Below are 24,958 nucleotides of genomic sequence, written 5' to 3' on the forward strand. Positions count from 1 at the left end.
TTCGGTTTTGAGGCACAATACTGGTTTGACCGCCCCGGTGGTGGCGGGCCAAGAGCCCGGCCGGCGGGGCGCTGCGAGGCTGCTGCGCTGCAGGCCGTTACTCAACGAAGGAACTCTATGCAACTGGTCAAGACCGAACGAGACACACTCCTCAGGCCGCTGCAAACGGTCAGCGGCATCGTCGAACGCCGCCATACGTTGCCGATCCTTGCCAACCTGCTGATCACCAAGAACGGCCCGGACGTTTCGTTCCTGTCGACCGACCTGGAGCTGCAGATCACCACGCGCGCCGATTTCGGCGTGGGCGGCGACCAGGTGGCCACCACCGTCGCGGCCCGCAAGCTGCTCGACATCCTGCGCGCGATGCCCGACGGCCAGGTCACGCTGTCGCTCGCCGACAAGCGCCTCACCGTTCAGTCCGGCAAGAGCCGCTTCGCACTGCAAACGCTCGCGGCCGACGAGTTCCCGACCGTCGCGCAGGCCAAGGATTTCGGCGCCACCCTGACCGTCCCGCAGAAGTCGTTCCGCCAGCTGCTCGGCATGGTGCACTTCGCGATGGCGCAGCAAGACATCCGCTACTACCTGAACGGCATGCTGCTCGTCGTCGACGGCGACCAGCTGATGGCCGTGGCCACCGACGGCCACCGCCTCGCGTTCTCGTCGATGAAGCTCGAAGGCGGCACGTTCGGTCGCCAGGAAGTGATCGTCCCGCGCAAGACGATTCTCGAGCTGCAGCGCCTGCTCGAGGACATCGATGACACCGTCACCATCGACATCGCGCAAACCCAGGCCAAGTTCACGTTCGGCCAGGTCGAGCTCGTGTCGAAACTCGTCGAGGGCAAGTTCCCCGACTTCCAGCGCGTGATCCCGAAGGCGCACAAGAACACGTTCGAGATCGGCCGTGAAGAACTGCAGCGTTCGCTGCAACGCGCGGCGATTCTGACCTCGGACAAGTTCAAGGGCGTGCGCTGCATCATCGCGCCGGGCCAGTTGAAGATCATGTCGACCAACGCCGATCAGGAAGAGGCGCAGGAAGAACTCGAAATCGCGTACCAGGGCGATACCGTCGACATCGGCTTCAACGTCACGTATCTGCTCGACGTGCTCGCGAACCTGAAGGTCGACACCGTGCAGGTGAGTCTCGGCGACGCCAGCTCGAGCGCGCTGATTACCGTGCCCGAGAACGACGAGTTCAAGTATGTCGTGATGCCGATGCGCATCTGACGCGCTCGACATCGCGACACACACCAGGGGGCGTCAAGCCCCTTTGGCGTTTTTATGGTGAACCGACAACCCGTCCCTTTGGTGCCCTGACGGCACCTCGAACGGGCCAGGAAACTGGAGCGGCCCGGCGATTTCTCTCGCTGAAACGCACCGCGCCGCCACGAGAGTGGCCTCGCAGAACCGGAAGATATCCATGAGTGAACAGCACAATTCGCAACCCGATAACAGCAGCTACGGCGCCTCGTCGATCCAGATCCTCGAAGGTCTGGAAGCGGTGCGCAAGCGCCCCGGGATGTACATCGGCGACACGTCGGACGGCACCGGTCTGCACCACCTCGTGTTCGAGGTGCTCGACAACTCGATCGACGAAGCGCTGGCCGGGTACTGCAACGACATCCAGGTGACGATTCACGTCGACAACTCGATTACCGTGACCGACAACGGCCGCGGCATTCCGACCGACGTGAAGATGAACGACAAGCACGAGCCGAAGCGCAGCGCCGCCGAGATCGTGATGACCGAGCTGCACGCCGGCGGCAAGTTCGACCAGAACAGCTACAAGGTGTCCGGCGGCCTGCACGGCGTGGGCGTGTCGTGCGTGAACGCGCTGTCGAGCTGGCTGCGCCTCACCGTGCGCCGCAACGGCAAGAAGCATTTCATGGAGTTCCATCGCGGCATCGCGCAGGACCGCGTGCTCGAGAAGGTGGACGGCGTAGAAGTGTCGCCGATGCTGGTGACCGGCGATACCGAGAACCGCGGCACCGAAGTGCACTTCATGGCCGATCCGACCATTTTCGGCACGGTCGAGTATCACTACGACATCCTCGCGAAGCGGATGCGCGAGCTTTCGTTCCTGAACAACGGCGTGCGGATTCGTTTGACCGACCTGCGCAGCGGCAAGGAAGACGATTTCGCGTTCGCCGGCGGTGTGAAGGGCTTCGTCGAGTACATCAACAAGACGAAGACCAACCTGCATCCGACGGTTTTCCACGCCATCGGCGAGAAGGACGGTGTGGGCGTCGAAGTCGCGATGCAGTGGAACGACAGCTACAACGAAAACGTGCTGTGCTTCACGAACAACATTCCGCAGCGTGACGGCGGTACTCACCTGACCGGCCTGCGAGCCGCGATGACGCGCGTCATCAACAAGTACATCACCGATAACGAAATCGCGAAGAAGGCGAAGGTCGAGACGACCGGCGACGACATGCGCGAAGGGCTGTCGTGCGTGCTTTCCGTGAAGGTGCCGGAGCCGAAGTTCAGCTCGCAGACGAAGGACAAACTGGTTTCGTCCGAAGTGCGGGCGCCGGTTGAGGAAGTCGTCGCGAAGGCGCTCGAAGAATTCCTGCTGGAAACGCCGATCGACGCGAAGATCATCTGCGGGAAGATCGTTGAGGCTGCTCGGGCGCGCGATGCTGCCCGGAAGGCTCGTGAGATGACGCGCCGCAAGGGCGTGCTCGACGGCGTCGGCCTGCCAGGCAAGCTCGCGGACTGCCAGGAAAAAGACCCGGCGAAGTGCGAAATCTACATCGTCGAGGGCGACTCGGCAGGTGGGTCGGCGAAGCAAGGGCGCGACCGCAAGTTCCAGGCAATCCTGCCGCTGCGCGGCAAGGTGCTGAACGTCGAGAAGGCGCGCTACGACAAGCTGCTGTCGTCGGAGCAGATCGTGACGCTGGTCACGGCGCTCGGGTGCGGGATCGGCAAGGACGATTACAACCTCGACAAGCTGCGCTATCACCGCATCATCATCATGACCGACGCGGACGTCGACGGTGCGCACATCCGGACGCTGCTGCTCACGTTCCTCTATCGCCAAATGCCGGACATGATCGAGCGCGGGTATGTGTATATCGCGCAGCCGCCGCTTTACAAGATCAAGGCGGGCAAGGACGAGCGGTATCTGAAGGACGATGTGGAGCTGAACGCGCATATGCTGCGGTTGGCGCTGCAAGGGTCGGAGCTGGTGCCTGGGGAGAATGCGGCGGCGATTTCCGGCGACGCGCTCGGGGAACTGGCGCGGTCGTATCTGCTGTCGCAGAGCGTGATCGATCGGTTGAGCCGGCTGTATGACCCGGCGGCGCTCGAGGCGATCATGGACGGGGTGGCGATCGACCTCTCCACCGAGGCTTCGACGGAGGCTTCGGCGAAGGCGCTGCACGCTGCGTTGCATGACGAGGCTTTGAAGAACGAAGTACGCGTGGTGCCTTCGTATGACCCGGTTCGGGAGCAGCGGTCGCTCAATGTCGAACGCACCCATCACGGGAATGTGCGGGTTTCGGTCATCGATCAGGAGTTCCAGCACACGGCCGATTATCAGCAGCTCGTGGCTACGGCGAATACGTTCACGGGACTGATTGGGGAAGGGGCGGTTATCAAGCGTGGTGAGCGCAGTATGGCTGTTACCGACTTCAAGAGCGCGATGAAGTGGCTGCTCGCGGATGCCGAGCGGAACGTGTCGAAGCAGCGGTATAAGGGGCTGGGGGAGATGAACCCCGGGCAGCTGTGGGAAACGACGATGGATCCGGCGGTGCGGCGACTGCTGCGTGTGCAGATCGAGGACGCTATTGCGGCGGATGGGATCTTTACTACCCTCATGGGGGATGATGTAGAGCCGCGTAGGGCGTTTATTGAATCGAATGCGTTGCGGGCGGGGAATATTGACGTTTGAACCAGTATGTAGACGGACGCATAAACTGAGAAATTTATGGATTTCGCTTTTCAATAGCCGCTGATATTTGGTGGCATAGAGAGCTCTGTACAGAGACCGCCGGGTCTGTAAGTCGAGATACTTACAGACCCATTTTTCTATAGGGGTGATATTTATTGCGGGTGAGGCGGAGGTATCCGGAATTTAGTGTGTGAGGCGGGTTGAGATTCAGACTCCAATGTTGAATCGTTCCGGGTAAAGCAGCGCAAACTGGGTCATCGCGCTCTTCCAATCGTGCCGGGAACCGGTCCACTTGGCCACGACGTTGCGCAGCGCCAGCCAGATCAGTTTGAGCGCGGCCTCGTCCGACGGGAAGTGGCCGCGCGCCTTGATGATCTTCCGAAGCTGCATGTGCAGCGACTCGATCGCGTTGGTCGTGTATACAATTTTCCGGATGTCAGGTGCGAAGGCGTAGAACGGAATCACCTGATCCCAGGCCCGGCGCCAGAGGGCGGCAATCGGGGGGTATTTCGTACCCCACGGGCTCGCGTCGAACGCATCCAGCGCCACGGTGGCCGCTTCGGCCGACGGTGCCCGATAGACCTCCTTGAGCGCCGCTGCAACCGATTTCCTGTCTTTCCAGCTGGCGAAGTCCAGCGAGTTCCGGATCAGATGCACGATGCAGGTCTGGACCGTCGTTTCCGGGAACACCGTGTTGATCGCTTCCGGGAAGCCCTTCAAGCCATCGACCACGGCGATCAGGATGTCCTGCACGCCGCGCAGCTTCAGGTCGTTCACCACCCGCAGCCAGAACTTGGCCCCCTCGGTCTGCTCGATCCAAAGGCCCAGCACGTCACGCGTGCCGTCGCGGCGCACGCCCAGCGCCAGGTAGATCGCCTTGTTGCGCACAACGCCTTCGTCGCGGATCTTGACGCGCAAGGCGTCGAAGAACACGACCGGATACATCGGCTCGAGCGGCCGCTGCTGCCACTCACGCACTTCGTCGATCACCGCGTCAGTGACGGTGCTGATGAAGTCCGGCGACACTTCGATGCCGTACATCTCCTGCAGGAAGCCCTGAATCTCCCGCACGCTCATGCCGCGGGCGTACATCGCGATGATCTTGTCGTCGAAGCCGGTAAAGCGCCGTTCGCCCTTGGCGATCAGCACCGGATCGAAGGTGCCTTCGCGGTCGCGCGGAATCTCGACGTCGAGCAGGTCGTCATCGGTCGCGATGCGCTTGCGGCTGGTGCCGTTGCGATGGTTCGTGCTGCCGGCCGGCTTGGCTTCGCCCTTCTCGTAGCCGAGGTGGTGGGCCAACTCGCCGCCCAGTGCGCGCTCGAAGATCGCCTTCTTGAGCGCCGCGAGCTGCTCGTTGATCGTCGCCCGGTCCAGCGTTCCGGGCACCAGTTGCTTGATCAGTTCCGGGTCCAGGTTCAAGCCCTTGCCCGGTTCTATCGTCACTTCTTCCTTGCGTTTGCGTGGCATAAAAGTGGCTCCTTGGCCGTCAGTTTATGCATCACACACAAAAGACCGGATAGGCTCGGTGAGGCCGTTATTCGGCAAGCGCCTTCAACAATGCGTCCCGTCCGTCCTGATAAAACTCAACATCCAACTTGGTTGCCATCTCGTCCGACAGGTCAAACAATTGGCGCCGGCACGACACTGGTAAGAGCAACGACTTAGCACCTTTCTCCACGGCTATCTCCGCTAGGGTATCTTCTGACCTGCCCCCTTCAATCGGGCCAATGGGCTTCTAGCAAAGTCCCTTTAAACCAGCTCCTGGAAAGCGGCAGGAGCATCCGCGGTTGCCCGATGTTTCGCCGCAAACTCTGACGGCGCAAGGTAATTCAGTGCGCTGTGCGGCCTTTGCTCGTTGAAGTCCTGACGCCATGCCGCGATGACTGCCCGAGCGTGCGCGAGCGTCGTGAACCAGTGCTCGTTAAGGCATTCGTCGCGGAACTTGCCGTTGAACGATTCGATGTACGCATTCTGCGTTGGCTTGCCCGCCTGAATCAACTTCAGCGTGACGCCGTTCGCATACGCCCACTGGTCAAGCGCGCGGCTCGTAAATTCGGGTCCCTGGTCGGTTCGCACCGCCTTGGGATAGCCACGGAAGCGAGCTGCACGGTCCAATGCCCGAGCGACATACAAACCTGAGATGCCGTGGTCGACGACGATGTCGACAGCCTCTTTCGTGAAGTCGTCGACGACGGTCAGGCACTTCACGCGCCGGCCGTTGGAAAGCGCATCCATCACGAAATCGATTGACCACACCTCGTTGGGCGCGCCCGGCAATGCCAGTTGCTCGCGCTCAATCATGACGCCCTGGCGCTTGCGACGGCGCCGCACAGCCAGCCCTGCCTCACGGTACAGGCGATAGATGCGCTTGTGATTGGCGTGCGTGCCTTCGCGCTCCACCAGGGCGTGCAGTCGACGGTAGCCGAATCGACGACGTTCGTGCGCCAACTCCACCAGACGCGCCGCGAGCACCTCATTCTCGTGGTCCGGCTTCGCGTCGTAATGCAGCACGCTGCGAGAAAGCCCGACAAGCCGGCAGGCGCGGCGCTCGGAGATGTTGACCTTCTCCCGAATCGCCGACACTGCTTCGCGTTTGGCTTGCGGGCTCAGGGCTTTCCCTTGACGACGACCTTCAACGCTTCCATATCGAGCATTGCTTCGGCCAGCAGTTTCTTCAGCCGGGCATTCTCCACCTCGAGGTCCTTGAGCCGGCGGGCTTCCGAGACTTCCATGCCGCCGAACTTTGCGCGCCACGTGTAGAACGACGCGTCACTGAACCCGTGCTGCCTGCACAGTTCCTTGACCGGCATGCCGGCTTCAGCTTCCTTCAGAAACCCTATGATTTGCTGTTCCGTAAAGCGCTTCTTCATGTTCGTCTTCTTCTCCGAAAACGAACTTTACTAGACTCCGGCTGGCCCGGTTTGCAGGGGGCAGGTCACTTCGGTTCAACTTTGATTCCCGAAGGGTCATCATCACGCCCGACTACAACGCGCTGGACTGGCGAAAGCAGCCCTATGGTGCAGCTGCCCAAGAAGAGGAAAAGGATCAGGAATACGCTGCGCAGGCCCCTTTGCGCCGCTCTGTTGCCTGGTGATGGCTCAGCGTGAAGCACTTCTGCACGCGCCTTGATTCAAATGGTCCGCAGCGGCGCTGCGAGTAACTTCAACAATCGTCACAACAGACGAAAAGTTGCGCTCCGCTCTCTCGGCATTCGACGGTATCGCAAGCATCAGCGCATGCAGCACGACAAGCATCCATGCCGAGTACTCCACACGCATTCCGTCGCTCAAATGCAAAAACCCCCGCCTAGTCGGGCGGGGGTTTCTGGCTTAGGGAGCCTGACGATTACCTACTTTCACACGGGAATCCGCACTATCATCGGCGTAGAGTCGTTTCACGGTCCTGTTCGGGATGGGAAGGGGTGGGACCGACTCGCTATGGTCATCAGGCAAAGAGGGTTGTTCTGCTGGCGCGGCCAACAGAACCAATCTGGGAAGAAGCAGTAATTTAGGTTGTGTGTATCACACACGAGAATCCAACATGTCGCGCTGGATCGCAGCCGGTGCTTGCGCACGGCGCCGATCTACAAGGCAGACTTGTTATAGGATCAAGCCTTACGGGCAATTAGTATCAGTTAGCTGAACGCATTACTGCGCTTACACACCTGACCTATCAACGTCCTGGTCTCGAACGACCCTTCAAGGGGATCTAGTCCCCAGGGATATCTCATCTTAAGGCGAGTTTCCCGCTTAGATGCTTTCAGCGGTTATCTCTTCCGAACATAGCTACCCGGCGATGCCACTGGCGTGACAACCGGTACACCAGAGGTTCGTCCACTCCGGTCCTCTCGTACTAGGAGCAGCCCCCTTCAAATATCCAACGCCCACGGCAGATAGGGACCAAACTGTCTCACGACGTTTTAAACCCAGCTCACGTACCTCTTTAAATGGCGAACAGCCATACCCTTGGGACCGGCTACAGCCCCAGGATGAGATGAGCCGACATCGAGGTGCCAAACACCGCCGTCGATATGAACTCTTGGGCGGTATCAGCCTGTTATCCCCAGAGTACCTTTTATCCGTTGAGCGATGGCCCTTCCATACAGAACCACCGGATCACTATGACCTGCTTTCGCACCTGCTCGACTTGTCGGTCTCGCAGTTAAGCACGCTTATGCCATTGCACTATCAGCACGATTTCCGACCGTACCTAGCGTACCTTCGTACTCCTCCGTTACGCTTTGGGAGGAGACCGCCCCAGTCAAACTGCCTACCATGCACTGTCCCCGACCCGGATCACGGGCCAAGGTTAGAACCTCAAACAAACCAGGGTGGTATTTCAAGGACGGCTCCACCGAAACTAGCGTTCCGGTTTCATAGCCTCCCACCTATCCTACACAGATCGGTTCAAAGTCCAATGCAAAGCTACAGTAAAGGTTCATGGGGTCTTTCCGTCTAGCCGCGGGTAGATTGCATCATCACAAACACTTCAACTTCGCTGAGTCTCGGGAGGAGACAGTGTGGCCATCGTTACGCCATTCGTGCAGGTCGGAACTTACCCGACAAGGAATTTCGCTACCTTAGGACCGTTATAGTTACGGCCGCCGTTTACCGGGACTTCAATCAAGAGCTTGCACCCCATCATTTAATCTTCCGGCACCGGGCAGGCGTCACACCCTATACGTCCACTTTCGTGTTTGCAGAGTGCTGTGTTTTTATTAAACAGTCGCAGCCACCAGTTTATTGCAACCCCTTCACCCTTTGCGCGCAGGCGCATCAAGCTACAAGGGCGTACCTTATCCCGAAGTTACGGTACCAATTTGCCGAGTTCCTTCTCCCGAGTTCTCTCAAGCGCCTTAGAATACTCATCTCGCCCACCTGTGTCGGTTTGCGGTACGGTCATCGTTAGACTGAAGCTTAGAGGCTTTTCTTGGAACCACTTCCAATTGCTTCGCTCCCTAAGGAGCTCGCGCCACACCCTTGAATCCTGCGCCCGGATTTGCCTAAGCGCCTTCTCCAATGCAGCGACCGGGACTTCCAACACCCGGACAACCTTCCGCGATCCGTCCCCCCATCGCATCTAACAATGGTGCAGGAATATTGACCTGCTTCCCATCAGCTACGCATTTCTGCCTCGCCTTAGGGGCCGACTCACCCTACGCCGATGAACGTTGCGTAGGAAACCTTGGGCTTACGGCGAGGGGGCCTTTCACCCCCTTTATCGCTACTCATGTCAGCATTCGCACTTCCGATACCTCCAGCACGCTTTTCAACGCACCTTCGCAGGCTTACGGAACGCTCTCCTACCATGCGAGCAAAGCTCGCATCCGCAGCTTCGGTATATAGCTTAGCCCCGTTACATCTTCCGCGCAGGACGACTCGATCAGTGAGCTATTACGCTTTCTTTAAAGGGTGGCTGCTTCTAAGCCAACCTCCTGACTGTTTTAGCCTTCCCACTTCGTTTCCCACTTAGCTATATTTGGGGACCTTAGCTGGCGGTCTGGGTTGTTTCCCTCTTGACACCGGACGTTAGCACCCGATGTCTGTCTCCCGTGATTGCACTCTTCGGTATTCGGAGTTTGCTATGGCGGGGTAATCTGCAATAGACCCCCCAACCATGACAGTGCTCTACCCCCGAAGGTGAGACACGAGGCACTACCTAAATAGTTTTCGGAGAGAACCAGCTATTTCCAAGTTTGTTTAGCCTTTCACCCCTATCCACAGCTCATCCCCTAACTTTTCAACGTTAGTGGGTTCGGACCTCCAGTACGTGTTACCGCACCTTCATCCTGGCCATGGATAGATCACTTGGTTTCGGGTCTACGCCCAGCAACTGAACGCCCTATTCGGACTCGCTTTCGCTACGCCTGCCCTATACGGTTAAGCTTGCTACTGAACGTAAGTCGCTGACCCATTATACAAAAGGTACGCCGTCACCCCTTGCGAGGCTCCGACTGTTTGTATGCATGCGGTTTCAGGATCTATTTCACTCCCCTCCCGGGGTTCTTTTCGCCTTTCCCTCACGGTACTGGTTCACTATCGGTCGATCACGAGTATTTAGCCTTGGAGGATGGTCCCCCCATCTTCAGACAGGATTTCACGTGTCCCGCCCTACTTGTCGCACACCTAGTTCTTTCATACTGTTTTCGCCTACAGGGCTATCACCTGCTATGGCCGCACTTTCCAGAGCGTTCGGCTAACAATACAAATAAAGAGTGCAAGGCTCATCCCATTTCGCTCGCCACTACTTTGGGAATCTCGGTTGATTTCTTTTCCTGCGGTTACTTAGATGTTTCAGTTCACCGCGTTCGCTTCGCATGGCCTATGTATTCAGCCATGGATACTCCAAAAGGAGTGGGTTTCCCCATTCGGACATCTACGGATCAAAGCTCGTTTGCCAGCTCCCCGTAGCTTTTCGCAGGCTACCGCGTCCTTCATCGCCTGTGATCGCCAAGGCATCCACCACATGCACTTGTTCGCTTGACCCTATAACGAGTCTGTCTCATCGACAGTCGTTACAGGTTGAGTTCTCGCGTTGTGCCGTATTCCAATTGAGTCAAACATAGAGTTCGAATCATCTTGAGATACATCGATACAATCACAACCCGGATAACTTCCACGTCCATCTCAAGACGCTTCCGCTATCCAAATTACTTACTTCTTCCAGATTGTTAAAGAACGACAGCCGATACGTAAGACGTATCACTCTGACTGGCTCAATCGCCAATGACAAAGACTCGAACAACGCTTCGTTCGAACGCTTGTCATTGATGATTATCGAAAGCGGCCGGCATTATAGCCGATAAAACCGCCAACAGACAGTCTTTCTGTCTTTATCAACAGCCGATAAGCGTGAGCGCTCAACTTTGCGAGAAGCTCTGGAAAGGAGGTGATCCAGCCGCACCTTCCGATACGGCTACCTTGTTACGACTTCACCCCAGTCATGAATCCTACCGTGGTGACCGTCCTCCTTGCGGTTAGACTAGCCACTTCTGGTAAAACCCACTCCCATGGTGTGACGGGCGGTGTGTACAAGACCCGGGAACGTATTCACCGCGGCATGCTGATCCGCGATTACTAGCGATTCCAGCTTCATGCACTCGAGTTGCAGAGTGCAATCCGGACTACGATCGGTTTTCTGGGATTAGCTCCCCCTCGCGGGTTGGCAACCCTCTGTTCCGACCATTGTATGACGTGTGAAGCCCTACCCATAAGGGCCATGAGGACTTGACGTCATCCCCACCTTCCTCCGGTTTGTCACCGGCAGTCTCCTTAGAGTGCTCTTGCGTAGCAACTAAGGACAAGGGTTGCGCTCGTTGCGGGACTTAACCCAACATCTCACGACACGAGCTGACGACAGCCATGCAGCACCTGTGCGCCGGTTCTCTTTCGAGCACTCCCACCTCTCAGCAGGATTCCGACCATGTCAAGGGTAGGTAAGGTTTTTCGCGTTGCATCGAATTAATCCACATCATCCACCGCTTGTGCGGGTCCCCGTCAATTCCTTTGAGTTTTAATCTTGCGACCGTACTCCCCAGGCGGTCAACTTCACGCGTTAGCTACGTTACTAAGGAAATGAATCCCCAACAACTAGTTGACATCGTTTAGGGCGTGGACTACCAGGGTATCTAATCCTGTTTGCTCCCCACGCTTTCGTGCATGAGCGTCAGTATTGGCCCAGGGGGCTGCCTTCGCCATCGGTATTCCTCCACATCTCTACGCATTTCACTGCTACACGTGGAATTCTACCCCCCTCTGCCATACTCTAGCCTGCCAGTCACCAATGCAGTTCCCAGGTTGAGCCCGGGGATTTCACATCGGTCTTAGCAAACCGCCTGCGCACGCTTTACGCCCAGTAATTCCGATTAACGCTTGCACCCTACGTATTACCGCGGCTGCTGGCACGTAGTTAGCCGGTGCTTATTCTTCCGGTACCGTCATCCCCCGGCTGTATTAGAGCCAAGGATTTCTTTCCGGACAAAAGTGCTTTACAACCCGAAGGCCTTCTTCACACACGCGGCATTGCTGGATCAGGCTTTCGCCCATTGTCCAAAATTCCCCACTGCTGCCTCCCGTAGGAGTCTGGGCCGTGTCTCAGTCCCAGTGTGGCTGGTCGTCCTCTCAGACCAGCTACTGATCGTCGCCTTGGTAGGCCTTTACCCCACCAACTAGCTAATCAGCCATCGGCCAACCCTATAGCGCGAGGCCCGAAGGTCCCCCGCTTTCATCCGTAGATCGTATGCGGTATTAATCCGGCTTTCGCCGGGCTATCCCCCACTACAGGACATGTTCCGATGTATTACTCACCCGTTCGCCACTCGCCACCAGGTGCAAGCACCCGTGCTGCCGTTCGACTTGCATGTGTAAGGCATGCCGCCAGCGTTCAATCTGAGCCAGGATCAAACTCTTCAGTTTAAACCTGTTACTGTTTTCGGTTCTTTCGAACCGGTCGCTCACTCAAAGCTGACAGGAATATGAATTGCTTCATAAACCTGACTTACTTTAGTGTGAGACTCTTGATACTTTCGCTATCTGATCCGAAGATCAGCTCGCGGCCATCAAGCGCCCACACTTATCGGCTGTTAATTTTTAAAGAGCATTTCCGCGAGAAATCTATCTTTCTCAGCAGCGCTGCGTTTTCAGCAGCAGAGAAGCGAGATTATGAACCGCTTTTTCCAGATCGTCAACAACTTTTTTAACTGCTTCGTCGCGACGGCTGGGGTTCAACTCCGTGTGCGCCAAGGCTTTGCAACAACCTCGACCGCACCGCTTCCCTTCTTCCCCCGCGCCGTGTTTCCGTTAGCGCGAAAGAGGCGTGATTCTATGCACCCGCCCCCATCTCCGCAAGCCCTTTGTGAAAATATTTTGAAAAAGAGTGCGGGGCGGTTCGTTGAGCCGCCCCAGTAATCATGGAATTGATGCGGCAGAAGCACCCTCGGTAGTTTGTGAGCAGCCCTGCCGTATCCTGCGCAACCTTCCATCGCTCACCGCCCGACCATCGCTCTCGCCACCCCATCCCGCCGGATCAAGCCGTGATACAGCGCAGCGGCAAAGTGCGCGAGGAACGTCACGAAGAACAGATAGGCCAGCACCCGATGCGCGACCCGGAGCCAGGCAAACGCCGCCGGATCAGCCGAAACCAGCGCCGGCAACTGCACGCCGCCACCCAGGGTCACCGGATACCCGCCAGCCGACAGCATCGCCCACCCGATCAGCGGCATCGCGAGCATCAGCGCATACAGCACGAGATGCGACCCATGCGCGGCGGCCTTCTGCCACCCAGGCAGATCCGCGGGCAACGCCGGCGGCTTCGACACGAACCGCACCACGATCCGCACACACACCAGCACTAGCACGGCGATCCCCAGCGGCTTATGTAAAGCCACCAGGAAATCGTGTCGCTCGGAGACCGACGCCACCATCCCCACACCGATGAACAGCATCGCGACGATCATCGCGGCCATCACCCAATGCAACAGCCTCGCCGGCAAGCTAAAGGTCGTAGAAGCGCTCATCACCGTCCCTCCGCACTCAATCGCGCCGCGCCGGCCACACCGGCCTCTTCACTCGTCCTGCGCAGATACGAATCCGCATACGCCGCCGACCGCGCCGCCAACAACGGATCCCCCGACACCCGAATTCCCTGCGGCAGCACCGTCGGGTCGTAATTCACGTCGCGGCATGGACCGCTGTCCTGCGGCTCCACGCGATCGAGCACGAGCGTCCCCGCATCGATCGTTGTCCGCTGCGGGGGCCACGTCTTCGTCGCGTCGTCCACCGGGTCGCCAGGCTCGGCAAGCGTGACGAGCAGTTTCCACTTCTGCGCACCGTCCCCAATGCGCCGCGTCAGGTCCTCCTGCAACACATTCGGATCGGCGGCCGTCGCGACGTCGCCCGCGCCGGCCGTCTGCTCCGGCACGACCCGCCACCTCACCGCCTGGCGCTTGCCCGCCGCGTCGACGAAATAAAACGCGTTCAGCCCGTAATAGCTTTCGGTGACGTAGCTCGCGCTCGGCTTCGCACCCTTCACCCATTTGAGGAATGCGGCCGTCTCCGGATGCGCGCCGAAAAATGCCTTCACCTTCGCCGGATCGGGCTTGCCCGTCGCCTGATCCTGCCGGGTCGCGAGCAGTTGCGCGTAGAACGCCTTCGGCGTCGCAACCGGAAACACCGGCATCGCGTTCATCCCGGTCCGCCATTGCTGGCCATCGGGCGCGGTGAGCTTCAGTGCCAGGCTGCGGATCGGCACGCTGCTGTCGGGCGCATATGGATTGCCGCCCGGCAGTGCGAACCGGCCGACCACCGGCGTACGCACAGCCTTGAAAAACGGCGCGACCGAATACGCGCTCGCGGCGCCGTTGCCTTCAAAGTAACCGGTCACGCATACGCCCTTCGCGTGATTGCGCCGAAAGCCCGGATGCACGCCGCCGGCCGTCTGCAGCGCGTCGACAAGCCGGTGCGGGGTCAGACGCGCTGGCGCGAGCCAGCCGCCGACGTACCCGAACGCAACGGCCACGCCGGCCACCGCGCCGCCGATCACGGCCCAGCGCCACCACTCGCGGCCGGGCTCGCGCGGCGGCGAAGAAGAGGAAGATTGCTTCATGGATGCACTCCCGATCGTCAGATCATTGTCGAACGGGCGTAGGACGCCACCCGCGCCGCTTTATTCCATGAAGAATTTTTTCGTATGCTGATGGAATAAACGGCGCCGACCGGCGTCCTACGCGGCATCTCCACGCCTTTCGGCTACGGCCCGGCCATGCCCTCAAACGCCCTCGACGACGACGCATTGCGCGAACTCATCCCCAGGCTGCGACGCTTCGCGCTCTGGCTGGCGCGCGACGTCCATGCGGCCGACGATCTCGTCCAGTCGACGCTCGAGCGCGCGCTGTCGCGCTGGGCGAGCCGCCGCGACGACGCGTCGCTGCGCAGCTGGCTCTTCACGATCCTGTACCGGCAGTTTCTCGACGGCAAACGCAGTGCGAAACGCTACGCGTGGCTGCTCGGCCGCATCCGCACCGACGACGAGCCGCACTGGCCGTCCGCCGAACGCGAGATGGCCGCGCGTGCGACGCTCGAAGCGTTCGGCCGTCTGTCTGACGAGCAGCGCAGCCTGCTGCTGCTCGTCGCGGTCGAGGGCTTCACGTATCAGGAAGTCGCCGACCTGCTCGACGTGCCGATCGGCACGGTGATGTCGCGACTCTCCCGCGCGCGCCAGGCGCTGCGCCAGCTCAGCGACGGCGAGCTTCCCGCACCTTCCCTTCGATTGATGAAATGAACGACCTCCGCCCAGACGAACACGATCTCCAGGCCTATGTCGATGGCCAGCTCGGCGACGATGCGCGCGCCGCGGTCGAGCGATATCTCGCGCTGCATCCGGAGAGCGCGGAACAGGTGAAGCAATGGCAGCAGGATGCGCAGCGATTGCGCGCCGCGCTGGAGAGCGTGCGGATGCCCGGCGCAAATCCTGCGCTCGATCCGGTCTCGATCCGGGCGCGGCGTGCGGAGCGCGCGCGGATGCGTTTCGCGATGGCGGCTTCGTTCGTTCTCTGCATCGGGCTGGGGACTTTCGGCGGGTGGCAGGCACGCGGGTGGAACGCGGCGCCGCCCATCGCGCCAATGAGCGATGCGGTCGAGGCTTACCGGATGATGGTGGTCGATCAGACGGCAAAGGTCGATTACCGGCCGACGGGTGCGGGGGATTTGCAGGGGTGGCTCACCAGGCGCGTGGGGGCGTCGGCGAGATTGCCGGATTTGAGCACGGCTGGGTTCAGGCCAGTCGGCGGACGGTTGTTTACGACGGACAGCGGAGCCACGGCTGCGATGGTGCTCTATGAGGACGATGCAGGGCGGACGCTGAGCTTCTATCTGCGGCCAGCGGAATCGAAACATCGGTTGCTGCCGGCCGGGCAACGCGTGGATGGCGCGTTGCTGGCGCGGTATGGGTCCGTGCGCGGGCTGAACTTCGCGGTGGTCGGGCCGGCGGATAGTCTTGGGGAGACGGCGGTTGTGCGGGCGCTTGATGCGCAGACGTAAGTGATACGATGCGCGGCCTCGCCGAACGGCCGCCTGGATGTGCCGTTGTACGGGCGGCCGGTCATCGGCGTGCCCCGCTCGTCATTCGAGCACACAGCGTTTGAAGTCGATTCGGGGTCGCTTGTCCACATAGCAGGCCGACCGATGTTTTGAACGAGCACCGTCGCCCTCACCTTCGCTCATCACAGAGTTTCGAGTGAATTTGGCTGCGGGATATCCACATTTCGAACGTTACTGCGATCGATTGCCCGCCCGTTGATCGCCTCACCGCGTCAAGACGCTCAAAGCCCCGCCATATGGGCTTCGCGGCGCGATGAATTCATCCGCCCACGAAGCACTCACGCATTTGTTGCACAGTATTTTGATTGATTCCGGTGCGGGATTATCAACAAGCTTTTCAACATGACACGTTGCGCGAATAACTGAACGTGCCACGTCTGCACGTATCGTGAAACGCGCAACGCACGCGGACCGCGAGTGTGCCACGGCGTTTTCGATCGGGTTTGCCGAGGTTGTCCACATTCATTGCGGTGCGTTCGCGATCTGCCAGCCCGGCTTGCGCGTCAGCGCTTCGGTGGCTTGGTGCGCCCTGCTACCAGCAAATGCCCGTGCTGCTCGCAGAAACACTCGTCATGCCAGCCGTAATGCGGATCCGCACATACCGAGTGCCACACATGCGCAGCCAACGTGGGTCCGTGCAAATGAAGATCGTCACGTAGTGCTGCGAATACACTCCCTTTCGTCGGCCAGTCCGCGCGAACGATAGCGCTGAGGTGGACACACAACGGCGCGGGCTGCATGAAGGTCATGATCGCTTTCGCCGGTTCACGCCGGCACGTTGTCGTTCGTCACGCCGCTTCGCTTCAATACGTCTAGAAGACACACAGGACATACCCGCTCGCCGGCATCCCACAGCTTCACGAACGTGGCCCGGTCGTCGATCCGGAACGTCGGTTCGACGAGGTCGATTTCAGGCCCGAACACCTTTCGCAGAAACACTTCGTCGAACCAGTGCTTCGGTTCATGCTTCATGCTTCCGTCAATCACCTGTACGACGCGACAATCGCGAACGACATCCATCGACAGGATCGCCGCCTCGATATCAGGCGACGTGCGCGTCGGCAGAATCAGCCCGTGACGCTCGCATCGCGCATGATTGGATGGCCACTTCGCATTTGCCGCGACAACGGACGCGTCAAACGCCCGCTCCTTCGTCGTCGGTCGATACGGCGCCTCGCCAGAGCGCACGAGCAGTTCGTCGAGGCATACCGAACACACGTACGCCCGCAAACGCTCCAGCGCCGCAATCTTCGGAAAGGCTTTCACATGCGCAACGTTGTCGACGAAGACGAATTCGGCCGCGTGTTCGTCGAGTTCGGCACGCAGCATCCACATCTCCCGGCTGTATTTCGGCCGATCGAGCGAGACCTTCACGAGTTCGCCAGAATCGAACTGTCCTCGCGACAGGATGCATGCGGCAACACCTGTCGACGTCATCATCGCGCGATCGTATCCGTGACGGCGGCAAACTGTCGGTCCCATCGGTTGCTCCCATTGCGAGTACGGATCGCATCGCCCTGTCGGTTTCTATTCATCGTTGCCGCATCAGGATTCAAAATCGACCGTTGATCCCTTGGCCGAAAAATGCGCGGTAATCGCCGAGATCACGGCTTGCCGTGTGGCGACATCGACCTTCTCGCCGTCTCGTATCGCCCCCAGGTACTGCATCGAATCGACGTAGACGACGAAGGCATGGCTGTCCTTGATGACCGGCAACAGCGCTTCGCCAGGCACCCGGACGATTCGCGCGCCGTCGGACAGCACGATCTCACCGCGCGAGATCATCAGGACCTGATACGTCAGCCGCTTTGCCTCGGATGATTCAGTCGTCACGGAATCGCACCTCGAAACTCAAGGTACCTTGCACAGGATCGTAACGAAACACCGCGGCTCCCCATGAGCACGGTTCGAGTCGTACCTCTGTGGGATGTCCACTCACAGCCGTCAAGCCGGACGACTTCGCGATCGACCGGACGATCTTCGACTCCGTGATGCTCGCAACGAGGAAGCGAACAGGATCGAACAGGATCGCGACGCTCGTCAGCCTCCCTTGAGCCATGTCGACCAGGCATTCGCCTGTGTGACCGCCGAAGGCTATCTGCTGCGAGACGCGATAACGCGTCGTGCCGTTCTTCGATATCTGCACGGGCGAACACAGGCGCAGGACATCCTCACTCAATCGCCCGTCGTTGCCGACCTCGATACGCGTGCGGTCAGCGCAAATCGCGCCGCTTTCCCAGTCAACCCGGATCGCCAATGTCATGTCGGCTGCTTGTCGAATCTGAACCCCGGCGATTCTACAGACCAAGCCGTTCACTGATCGGCCGCAGGCCTCACAGCCTGCCGATCCGGTTGTCCGTCTGTCGCACGCAGTGCATATTCCGCCGGGGTCACAGTCGGCGGACTGTGCTTATCCAAAGGTGTTAACAGAGTTCGTATATATACGTAGTGATAGTTAACAAGCGCGCCGCCTCACAGTGGATAACCTCCGTAACTCCCTGAATTTTCAGCGCGAAGCGGAATGCATAACCACAGGCAATGCACACGAAAAGCGCTGTGAAGCACAGAACAACTTTTCGCCGATCTGCAGCCGCGCCGACATATCCTCAATCGTTCCACTGTGAATTCAGAGGCTTCCCGGACGGTTATCCAGAGGCGAATGTGGATAACCGCACAGCGCACCGACACGTTTTACTGTGACACGAAGAGATGAAGTCAACGTCCCTGGCAGCGCCACGCAACATCGATCGCCAGCCCCCGCGCGCACTCGATTCAAAAAATTTTCACGAAGGGGGTTGTGCTCCTCAAAAACCCTCTCTATAATTCGCGGCTTCTTAGGCTCGTAGCTCAGTTGGTTAGAGCACCACCTTGACATGGTGGGGGTCGTTGGTTCGAATCCAATCGAGCCTACCAACGAACAAAATGAAGGGGTCCGGCAGCGTGAATTGCCTACAGGCAATCCGGCTCGCCAAACATACAAACGCCACGCGGCAACATCGCGTGGCGTTTTTCTTTTTGCGGCCGAAACAACGCATGCAGCCCCGATGCGTTGCACGTTCCCCGAACGGCATCGCACTTCATCCGATCATCTCGCGCGCACTTCGACGGCCACCGCACGCCGGGTAGAATCGTCTGCGAATCGTCCACGAGAACAAGCGGCACACGCTGCGCACGTCGCGAATTCAATCCGTCAAAACGACAACGCGCGAACGGCGCGACCGGGAGAGCGCACGACCATGTCCGAGGTTACGACCATCGCATCGTCCGCGAGCAACGACGAAATCGCCGCGTACGTCGGCAAGAAGGCCGACTGGTTCGAGAAGAAATGGGCGATCGCCGCGTCGCGCAAGAACCGGATGGCCTGGAACTGGGCGGCCTGTTTTCTCGGCCCGGTATGGATGGCGTATCGATGCATGTACTGGCAGGCGGCGGCCGTGCTCGGCGCGTCGCTCGGGGTCACGCTGATCCAGTTGCTGTATTTTCCGCAGTCTCTTCAGTCGAGCGCGCTCGATCCGTTCACGATCGCGATCGCGGTGACGATCGGCTGGTTCGGAAACGGCCTCTACAGGGCGCACGTCGAGCGCCGGATCGAAAAGCTGCGCCCGAATGCGACGACCCGCGAATCGTTTCTCGCACTGCTCGAAGCGCAGGGCGGCACGAACTGGCTCGCGGCACTCGGCTTCGCGATCGCGACGCCCGTGCTCGGCTACGCAATGCTCGTGATTCGCAACATCGTGGTCGCGATGGGGTAACGAAGCCGCGGAAAGGAGGGCGGCGATGATGCCGTTTCGGGCATCCGCCGCACCGCAGCCCTCAGTGCAGGTGTTTCAACTTGTCAGGATTGCGTACGACATAGATTGCAACGATCTTCCCGTCGCCGATCTCGAGCGCCGTGGTCTGCAGTTCGCCGTCGGCTTCCAGCGTGACGAACCCGGGCAACCCGTTGATGAACCCGGCCCGCACGAGCTTCGATGTGTGCGCGGCGAACAGCTTGGCCAGGTATTCGTGCACCTTCATCACGCCCTCGTAGCCGAACACCGGCGTGCCGGCGGCCGTCCGCTTGCCGCCCCCGTCCGCATGCAGGCTGACGTCCTCGGCGAGCATCGCGCCGAGCGCGCGCATGTCGCCACTGCGCGACGCTGCGAAGAACGCCTCGGCCAGTTCGATCCCGCGCTGCTTCTCGACATGAAACCGCGGCCGTGCCTCGCGGACATGCGTGCGCGCCCGCGCGGCGAGCTGCCGGCACGCGGCCGGATCACGCTGGATCGTCGTTGCGATCTCGTCGAACTCGAGGCCGAACACGTCGTGCAGCAGGAACGCCGCGCGTTCGAGCGGCGACAGCCGTTCGAGCGCGAGCATCAGCGGCAGCGTGACGTCCTCCTGTTCATCTTCCTCGACGACCGGCTCGGGCAGCCACGGGCCGATATACGTCTCGCGCTGGTGTCGCGCGGACTTCAGCTGGTCGAGACACATGCGCATCACCATGCGGCGCAGGAACGCCTCGGGCACGCGCACCTCGGTGCGATCGACGTCCATCCAGCGGACGAACGCATCCTGCACCATGTCCTCGGCATCCGCGACGGAACCGAGCATCCGGTACGCGACGCGGATCAGCGTGCGGCGCAGCGGGTCGAAGCTCGCCGCTGCGTCGGCCCGGTCTTCGGCACTGCCTGCAGCCGGATCGAGGATCGTCATCAGGCCACCACCTTGGCGGCGGCCTTCGCCTCGGCCGGATCGATCCACAGCCCGAAGCCGACGGCGAGCCGGTTCCAGCCGTTGATCACATTGATCATCACCGTGAGTTTCACCTGTTCCTCCTGGCTGAAGTGATCGTTCAGCGCGGCATACGCGGCTTCGCGCGCGCCATGGCCTTCCGACAGCCGCGTGAGCGCATCGGTCCAGCCGAGCGCCGCGCGTTCGCGGTCGGTGTAGCAGGGCGCTTCGCGCCACGCGGCCAGCAGGTTGATGCGCTGCTCGGTCTCGCCTTGCTCGCGTGCCTCGACGGTGTGCATGTTAAGGCAGTTCGCGCACGCGTTGATTTGCGATGCGCGGATCTTGACCAGCTCGATCAGCGTCGGCTCGAGGCTCCCGGCAGCGGCGACCGATACGGTCATCCAGTTCTTCATGAGCGCGGGCGCGGCGGCAAACGGATTGAGTTTCGCAGTCATGGTTCCTTCTCCTTTCGTGTGGGTTCCGGTGATATGACGAGCGAGCACCCGCGCGCGTGACATCGACGCAAAAAATTTTCAAAGCCAGGAGAAAAGCCTGGCACCGGGCGAAGGGCAGCGCTGTCGAGCAGCGCGTGGACGACCGCGATCGCTATGCGTGGATCGCGGTCGATATCGGCGGCACGACCGCGTTCTTCGGGTGAAGCCGCCTCGCGCAGCTTTCACGGGCGCTGCGCGAATGTCATCTGCCGTCAGCAGCGCAACGGGCAGGCATGCGCGTTGCGACCCTCTGTGCAGCCCCACCGTACATGAGGCTCCGTCGGTGTGTCACACCGATGCGCCGCGCGGCGGATACTTTCATTTTTCTTTCTGTTTTGTTTCGCCCGAAATCCGATTCGCGACGTTCACATTTCTGGACCATACTGTTCTGCACGGGCAGACGAAGTGACGCCGCACCAGCGGCCCGGCGCGCGCGCCGGTTGCCCGACGACGCAGCACCGAAGGTCGCACGTCAGCCGCGCGCATCCGAGCGCAAGGCTTTCCTTTTTCCGGCAACGCAACGCAGCGAATCGCGACGTGAACGGTAAACCGATGAGCCTCCTTGCATCCCAGCTTCAGCGCCGTTACCAGGACGTGCGCGCCCATAGCGTCGCATTGACCGCGACGCTGTCCGCCGAAGACCAGGCCGTGCAGTCGATGCCGGACGCGAGTCCGGCGAAATGGCATCTCGCGCATACGACCTGGTTCTTCGAAACCGTCGTGCTGATGCGCCGCATGCACGGCTACGCGCCGTTCGACGACGCGTTCCAGTTCCTCTTCAATTCCTATTACGAAGCGCTCGGCCCGCGCCATCCGCGGCCGCAGCGCGGGCTGCTCACGCGTCCGTCGCTGGATGAAGTGCATGCTTACCGGCAGCACGTCGACGAAGCGATGCTGCACGCGCTCGCGAGCGCCGACCCGACGTTGCTCGAAGCGATCGCGTCCGAGATCGAACTCGGCCTGCATCACGAGCAGCAACACCAGGAACTGCTCGTCACGGACATGCTGCACGCGTTCTCGTGCAATCCGCTGAAACCGGCATTCCGGCCGCGCAACGGCGCCGATACGCAAGCCTCGCTGGCTGCGAGAGACGCCGGCCCGTTGCGCTGGCTGTATCAGCCCGGCGGACTCGTCGAGATCGGGCACGACGGCGACGCGTTCTCGTTCGACAACGAACGGCCGCGCCACACGGCGCTCGTGCGCCCTTGCGAGATCGCGAACCGTCTCGTGACGAATGCGGAATTCGCCGCCTTCATCGCGGACGGCGGCTATGCGCGACCCGAATACTGGCTGTCCGAGGGCTGGGCGACGGTGCAGCGGGAAGGGTGGCAAGGACCCGCGTACTGGATCCCGCACGACGACGGTATCGGTGCCGGCACCGCGCGCGCATGGCGCACGTTCGGCCTGCACGGCGTGGAGTCGTTCGCGCCCGACGCGCCGGTGTGCCACGTGAGCTTCTACGAAGCGGCCGCGTACGCGGAATGGGCGGGTGCACGCCTGCCGACCGAATTCGAATGGGAGGCCGCATTCGGGGCGGACGGCATTCGGCAGATGCTCGGGCACGTATGGCAGTGGACCCGCTCGTCCTATGAGCCGTATCCGGGCTTTCGGCCATTCGCGGGTGTTGCGGCCGAATACAACGGCAAGTTCATGGTCGGCCAGCAGGTCCTGCGCGGCAGCAGCATCGCGACGCCGCCGGGGCACGAACGGCCGACGTACCGCAATTTCTTTCCGCCGGCCGCGCGCTGGCAATTCACGGGAGTGCGACTTGCGCGAGACGTCTGACCTCAGGGCCGCGAGAGGTGGCCTGCAACCCGCCCGCGATTCGCGGCCCAGCGCGTTCGAGCGCGACCTGATCGACGGACTGTCGCGTACGCCGCGCAGCATTTCGCCGAAATACTTCTACGATGCGGCGGGCTCCGAGCTGTTCGATCGCATCTGCGAACTGCCCGAGTACTATCCGACGCGCACCGAGCTCGGCATCCTGCGCGATCGCGCGGCCGAGATCGTGCAGCGCGTCGGCCCGCATGCGGACATCGTCGAATTCGGCGCGGGTTCGCTCGAAAAGATCCGCGTGCTGCTCGACGCGTGCGCGGACAACTACGCGAACGCGCCGGCGCGCTACGTGCCGATCGACATCTCGGCCGACTATCTGCACGGTGCGGCCGCGCGGCTGCGTACCGCGTATCCGTGGCTCGACGTCGCGCCGATCGCGGCCGACTACACGAAGGCCGAGCAACTGGCCGAGCTGACCGCGACGCCGCGGCGGCGCATCGGCTTCTTCCCGGGCTCGACGATCGGCAACTTCTCGCCGGAGGAAGCCGACGCGTTCTTGCGCGATGCGGCGCGCCTGTTGCGCGGCGGCGGACTGCTCGTCGGCGCGGATCTCGTGAAGGACGAGCGCACGCTGCATCACGCGTACAACGACGCGCAAGGCGTGACCGCGCGGTTCAACCTGAACCTGCTCGCCCGCGCGAATGCTGAGCTCGGCGCGGACTTCGATCTCGACGCGTTCTCGCATTGCGCGTTCTACGACGCCGCGCGGCAACGCATCGAGATGCATCTGGTCAGCGACGTCGCGCAGACCGTGCATGTGCGCGGTCACGCATTCCGCTTCGAGGCCGGCGAGCGCATCCACACGGAGAACTCGCACAAGTTCACGATCGACGGCTTCCATGCAATCGCGCGCCGCGCGGGTTTCGAGCCCGATACCGTGTGGACCGACGCGGACAGCCTGTTCAGCGTGCACTGGCTGCGCAGCGTCGACGATATTCGCGCGTAGCGCGCCGCCGGCGAATCGCATGCCGGCAAAAAATTCCGCCTTTACCGCTTCGCCGATTCGATGCGCCGTTGCAACGGCGTGTCGAATCGGTCCTCGCCCTTGTCCGGTAAGGCTCTGCGCCCCTCCGTAAACGTCCGTTACCGGTCTCGCAGACCGGTTTCACCTGTGTCAGCGCCCGATGCCTAGACTCCGAACCGTATTCACATGAAGCACGACACGTGCAGGGAGTCGCGAGATGAACAAGAAATTCCTTCTCGGTGCAGTTCTCGGTGTAGCGGCGCTGGCAGCTTCGGGCGTCGCATCGGCCCACGTCGACCTGTCTGTCGGGATCGGCGTGCCGGGCGTCTACGCGGCACCGGCCCCCGTCTATGTGGCGCCGCCTCCGCCGGTGATGGTCGCGCCGGTCGGCTATCGCTATGATGACTGGCGCGCGCGTCAGTGGCGCGAACACGAGTGGCGTCGCCATGAATGGCGCGAGCACGAGTGGCGCGGACACGGCGACCGCTGGAACTGATCGACTCGCATGAACACGACAACAGGAGAGTGAATCCATGAAGCCCATTCGACACATCAGGCTGTGCACGGCCGCCGCCGTCGTTGCCCTGGCAACGATCGGCAGCGCGCATGCGGCGGGCTGCATGAAAGGCGCGGTAGTAGGCGGCGTCGCCGGCCACTACGCGGGACACCATGCGGTAGTAGGCGCGGTCGGCGGCTGTATCGTCGGCCACCACATGGCGAAGAAGCACGAGCAGGAGCTGGCAGCGCAGCGCAAGGCAGCGGCGGCACACGACATGCAGCCGGCGCAGTAGTGCGTTCATCGACGGAGCGGCGCCAGGGCGCCGCTCCGCCTTTCATCATCCTGATTTCATGACGGCCGGCTGCGCAGTTCGCGCATGCAGCCGAACCCGGGCGAATCGATCTGACGAACGCGCGCCACGCGCAACATTACGATCATTTACAACGCCGCGCATGCGGGAAAAGG

General features: G+C 60.9%; 20 protein-coding genes, 1 tRNA gene and 3 rRNA genes. 11 read left to right on the top strand and 13 right to left on the bottom strand.

All coding sequences use genetic code 11. The features are described 5' to 3' along the window. The first annotated feature begins 117 nt into the window (after window positions 1-117). Together dnaN and gyrB are read left to right on the top strand one after the other, a co-directional pair. The gene (gene dnaN / locus J7024_RS11250) at window positions 118-1,224 is read left to right on the top strand and encodes a DNA polymerase III subunit beta (protein WP_006756934.1); all 1,107 of its coding nucleotides are present in this window, start codon (window positions 118-120) and stop codon (window positions 1,222-1,224) included. A gap of 193 nt (window positions 1,225-1,417) precedes the next feature. After that, window positions 1,418-3,892 (top strand): DNA topoisomerase (ATP-hydrolyzing) subunit B, encoded by a 2,475-nt coding sequence (gyrB, locus tag J7024_RS11255; RefSeq protein WP_124828250.1) that lies wholly within the window; start codon window positions 1,418-1,420, stop codon window positions 3,890-3,892. 207 nt (window positions 3,893-4,099) lie between these two features. Here the strand turns inward: gyrB and J7024_RS11260 are convergent, their stop codons facing one another. The 8 genes from J7024_RS11260 to J7024_RS11295 form a co-directional block, all read right to left on the bottom strand. Beyond that, complete coding sequence (locus tag J7024_RS11260) at window positions 4,100-5,359, bottom strand: IS256 family transposase (protein WP_175762639.1); 1,260 nt, start codon at window positions 5,357-5,359, stop codon at window positions 4,100-4,102. Between the two features lie 67 nt (window positions 5,360-5,426). Next, window positions 5,427-5,570, bottom strand: a complete 144-nt coding sequence (locus J7024_RS11265; RefSeq protein ID WP_175762662.1) for a hypothetical protein — start codon at window positions 5,568-5,570, stop codon at window positions 5,427-5,429. Window positions 5,571-5,641: 71 nt separating this feature from the next. Continuing rightward, window positions 5,642-6,762 (bottom strand): IS3-like element IS407 family transposase gene (locus J7024_RS11270; protein ID WP_199568652.1). Its coding sequence is split into 2 segments (ribosomal slippage): window positions 5,642-6,504 and window positions 6,504-6,762, totalling 1,122 coding nucleotides; the frame shifts between segments, so codons are not numbered across the junction. 466 nt (window positions 6,763-7,228) lie between these two features. After that, window positions 7,229-7,341, bottom strand: a 5S ribosomal RNA gene (gene rrf / locus J7024_RS11275). 154 nt (window positions 7,342-7,495) lie between these two features. After that, window positions 7,496-10,377, bottom strand: a 23S ribosomal RNA gene (locus J7024_RS11280). A gap of 396 nt (window positions 10,378-10,773) precedes the next feature. Then, window positions 10,774-12,306 (bottom strand): 16S ribosomal RNA (locus tag J7024_RS11285). Together the 16S, 23S and 5S rRNA genes form the textbook arrangement of a ribosomal RNA operon. A gap of 569 nt (window positions 12,307-12,875) precedes the next feature. After that, window positions 12,876-13,406, bottom strand: coding sequence for a cytochrome b (locus tag J7024_RS11290; protein WP_124830823.1), 531 nt, complete (start codon window positions 13,404-13,406; stop codon window positions 12,876-12,878). Further along, window positions 13,406-14,494, bottom strand: coding sequence for a catalase family peroxidase (locus J7024_RS11295; RefSeq protein ID WP_175752575.1), 1,089 nt, complete (start codon window positions 14,492-14,494; stop codon window positions 13,406-13,408). The genes J7024_RS11290 and J7024_RS11295 overlap by 1 nt, the downstream gene beginning before the upstream one ends. 156 nt (window positions 14,495-14,650) lie before the next feature. Between J7024_RS11295 and J7024_RS11300 the strand changes: the two genes are divergently transcribed. Together J7024_RS11300 and J7024_RS11305 are read left to right on the top strand one after the other, a co-directional pair. Beyond that, window positions 14,651-15,169, top strand: a complete 519-nt coding sequence (locus tag J7024_RS11300; RefSeq protein ID WP_124830821.1) for a sigma-70 family RNA polymerase sigma factor — start codon at window positions 14,651-14,653, stop codon at window positions 15,167-15,169. Next, the gene (locus tag J7024_RS11305; protein WP_124830820.1) at window positions 15,166-15,927 is read left to right on the top strand and encodes an anti-sigma factor family protein; all 762 of its coding nucleotides are present in this window, start codon (window positions 15,166-15,168) and stop codon (window positions 15,925-15,927) included. Before J7024_RS11300 ends, J7024_RS11305 begins: the two co-directional genes overlap by 4 nt. An 825-nt stretch (window positions 15,928-16,752) precedes the next feature. On the opposite strand, the gene J7024_RS11310 is transcribed toward J7024_RS11305, so the two are convergent. From J7024_RS11310 to J7024_RS11320, 3 genes are all read right to left on the bottom strand, one after another. Then, window positions 16,753-17,427 carry a hypothetical protein gene (locus J7024_RS11310; protein ID WP_124830818.1) on the bottom strand — a complete coding sequence of 225 codons (675 nt, stop codon included), beginning with the start codon at window positions 17,425-17,427 and terminating at the stop codon, window positions 16,753-16,755. Window positions 17,428-17,532: 105 nt separating this feature from the next. Next, window positions 17,533-17,820, bottom strand: a complete 288-nt coding sequence (locus tag J7024_RS11315; protein ID WP_233409933.1) for an Imm74 family immunity protein — start codon at window positions 17,818-17,820, stop codon at window positions 17,533-17,535. After that, window positions 17,810-18,250, bottom strand: coding sequence for a hypothetical protein (locus tag J7024_RS11320; protein ID WP_124830817.1), 441 nt, complete (start codon window positions 18,248-18,250; stop codon window positions 17,810-17,812). The genes J7024_RS11315 and J7024_RS11320 overlap by 11 nt, the downstream gene beginning before the upstream one ends. Window positions 18,251-18,823: 573 nt before the next feature. Here J7024_RS11320 and J7024_RS11325 point away from each other — a divergent pair. Both J7024_RS11325 and J7024_RS11330 read left to right on the top strand, forming a co-directional pair. Further along, window positions 18,824-18,900: transfer RNA gene (locus tag J7024_RS11325), tRNA-Val, on the top strand. Between the two features lie 323 nt (window positions 18,901-19,223). Next, on the top strand, window positions 19,224-19,739 hold the full coding sequence (locus tag J7024_RS11330) for a DUF2628 domain-containing protein (RefSeq protein ID WP_175752577.1): 516 nt from the start codon (window positions 19,224-19,226) through the stop codon (window positions 19,737-19,739). A gap of 61 nt (window positions 19,740-19,800) precedes the next feature. Here the strand turns inward: J7024_RS11330 and J7024_RS11335 are convergent, their stop codons facing one another. Together J7024_RS11335 and J7024_RS11340 are read right to left on the bottom strand one after the other, a co-directional pair. Next, window positions 19,801-20,682, bottom strand: coding sequence for a sigma-70 family RNA polymerase sigma factor (locus J7024_RS11335; RefSeq protein ID WP_175762504.1), 882 nt, complete (start codon window positions 20,680-20,682; stop codon window positions 19,801-19,803). Continuing rightward, on the bottom strand, window positions 20,682-21,155 hold the full coding sequence (locus J7024_RS11340) for a carboxymuconolactone decarboxylase family protein (protein WP_124830814.1): 474 nt from the start codon (window positions 21,153-21,155) through the stop codon (window positions 20,682-20,684). Before J7024_RS11340 ends, J7024_RS11335 begins: the two co-directional genes overlap by 1 nt. Before the next feature lie 56 nt (window positions 21,156-21,211). On the opposite strand from J7024_RS11340, the gene J7024_RS11345 reads away from it, so the two are divergent. From J7024_RS11345 to J7024_RS11365, 5 genes are all read left to right on the top strand, one after another. Further along, window positions 21,212-21,358, top strand: a complete 147-nt coding sequence (locus J7024_RS11345; protein WP_175752579.1) for a hypothetical protein — start codon at window positions 21,212-21,214, stop codon at window positions 21,356-21,358. Window positions 21,359-21,746: 388 nt separating this feature from the next. Continuing rightward, window positions 21,747-22,979 (top strand): ergothioneine biosynthesis protein EgtB, encoded by a 1,233-nt coding sequence (gene egtB / locus J7024_RS11350; protein ID WP_234745045.1) that lies wholly within the window; start codon window positions 21,747-21,749, stop codon window positions 22,977-22,979. Then, window positions 22,963-23,976 (top strand): L-histidine N(alpha)-methyltransferase, encoded by a 1,014-nt coding sequence (gene egtD / locus J7024_RS11355; protein ID WP_175752583.1) that lies wholly within the window; start codon window positions 22,963-22,965, stop codon window positions 23,974-23,976. Before egtB ends, egtD begins: the two co-directional genes overlap by 17 nt. Before the next feature lie 235 nt (window positions 23,977-24,211). Then, window positions 24,212-24,490 (top strand): hypothetical protein, encoded by a 279-nt coding sequence (locus J7024_RS11360; RefSeq protein ID WP_124830811.1) that lies wholly within the window; start codon window positions 24,212-24,214, stop codon window positions 24,488-24,490. Between the two features lie 37 nt (window positions 24,491-24,527). Next, window positions 24,528-24,785 (top strand): hypothetical protein, encoded by a 258-nt coding sequence (locus J7024_RS11365; protein WP_124830810.1) that lies wholly within the window; start codon window positions 24,528-24,530, stop codon window positions 24,783-24,785. Window positions 24,786-24,958: the final 173 nt, after the last annotated feature.

This window comes from Burkholderia sp. WTPI3 (genome assembly GCF_021483755.1).
Classification (GTDB): domain Bacteria; phylum Pseudomonadota; class Gammaproteobacteria; order Burkholderiales; family Burkholderiaceae; genus Burkholderia.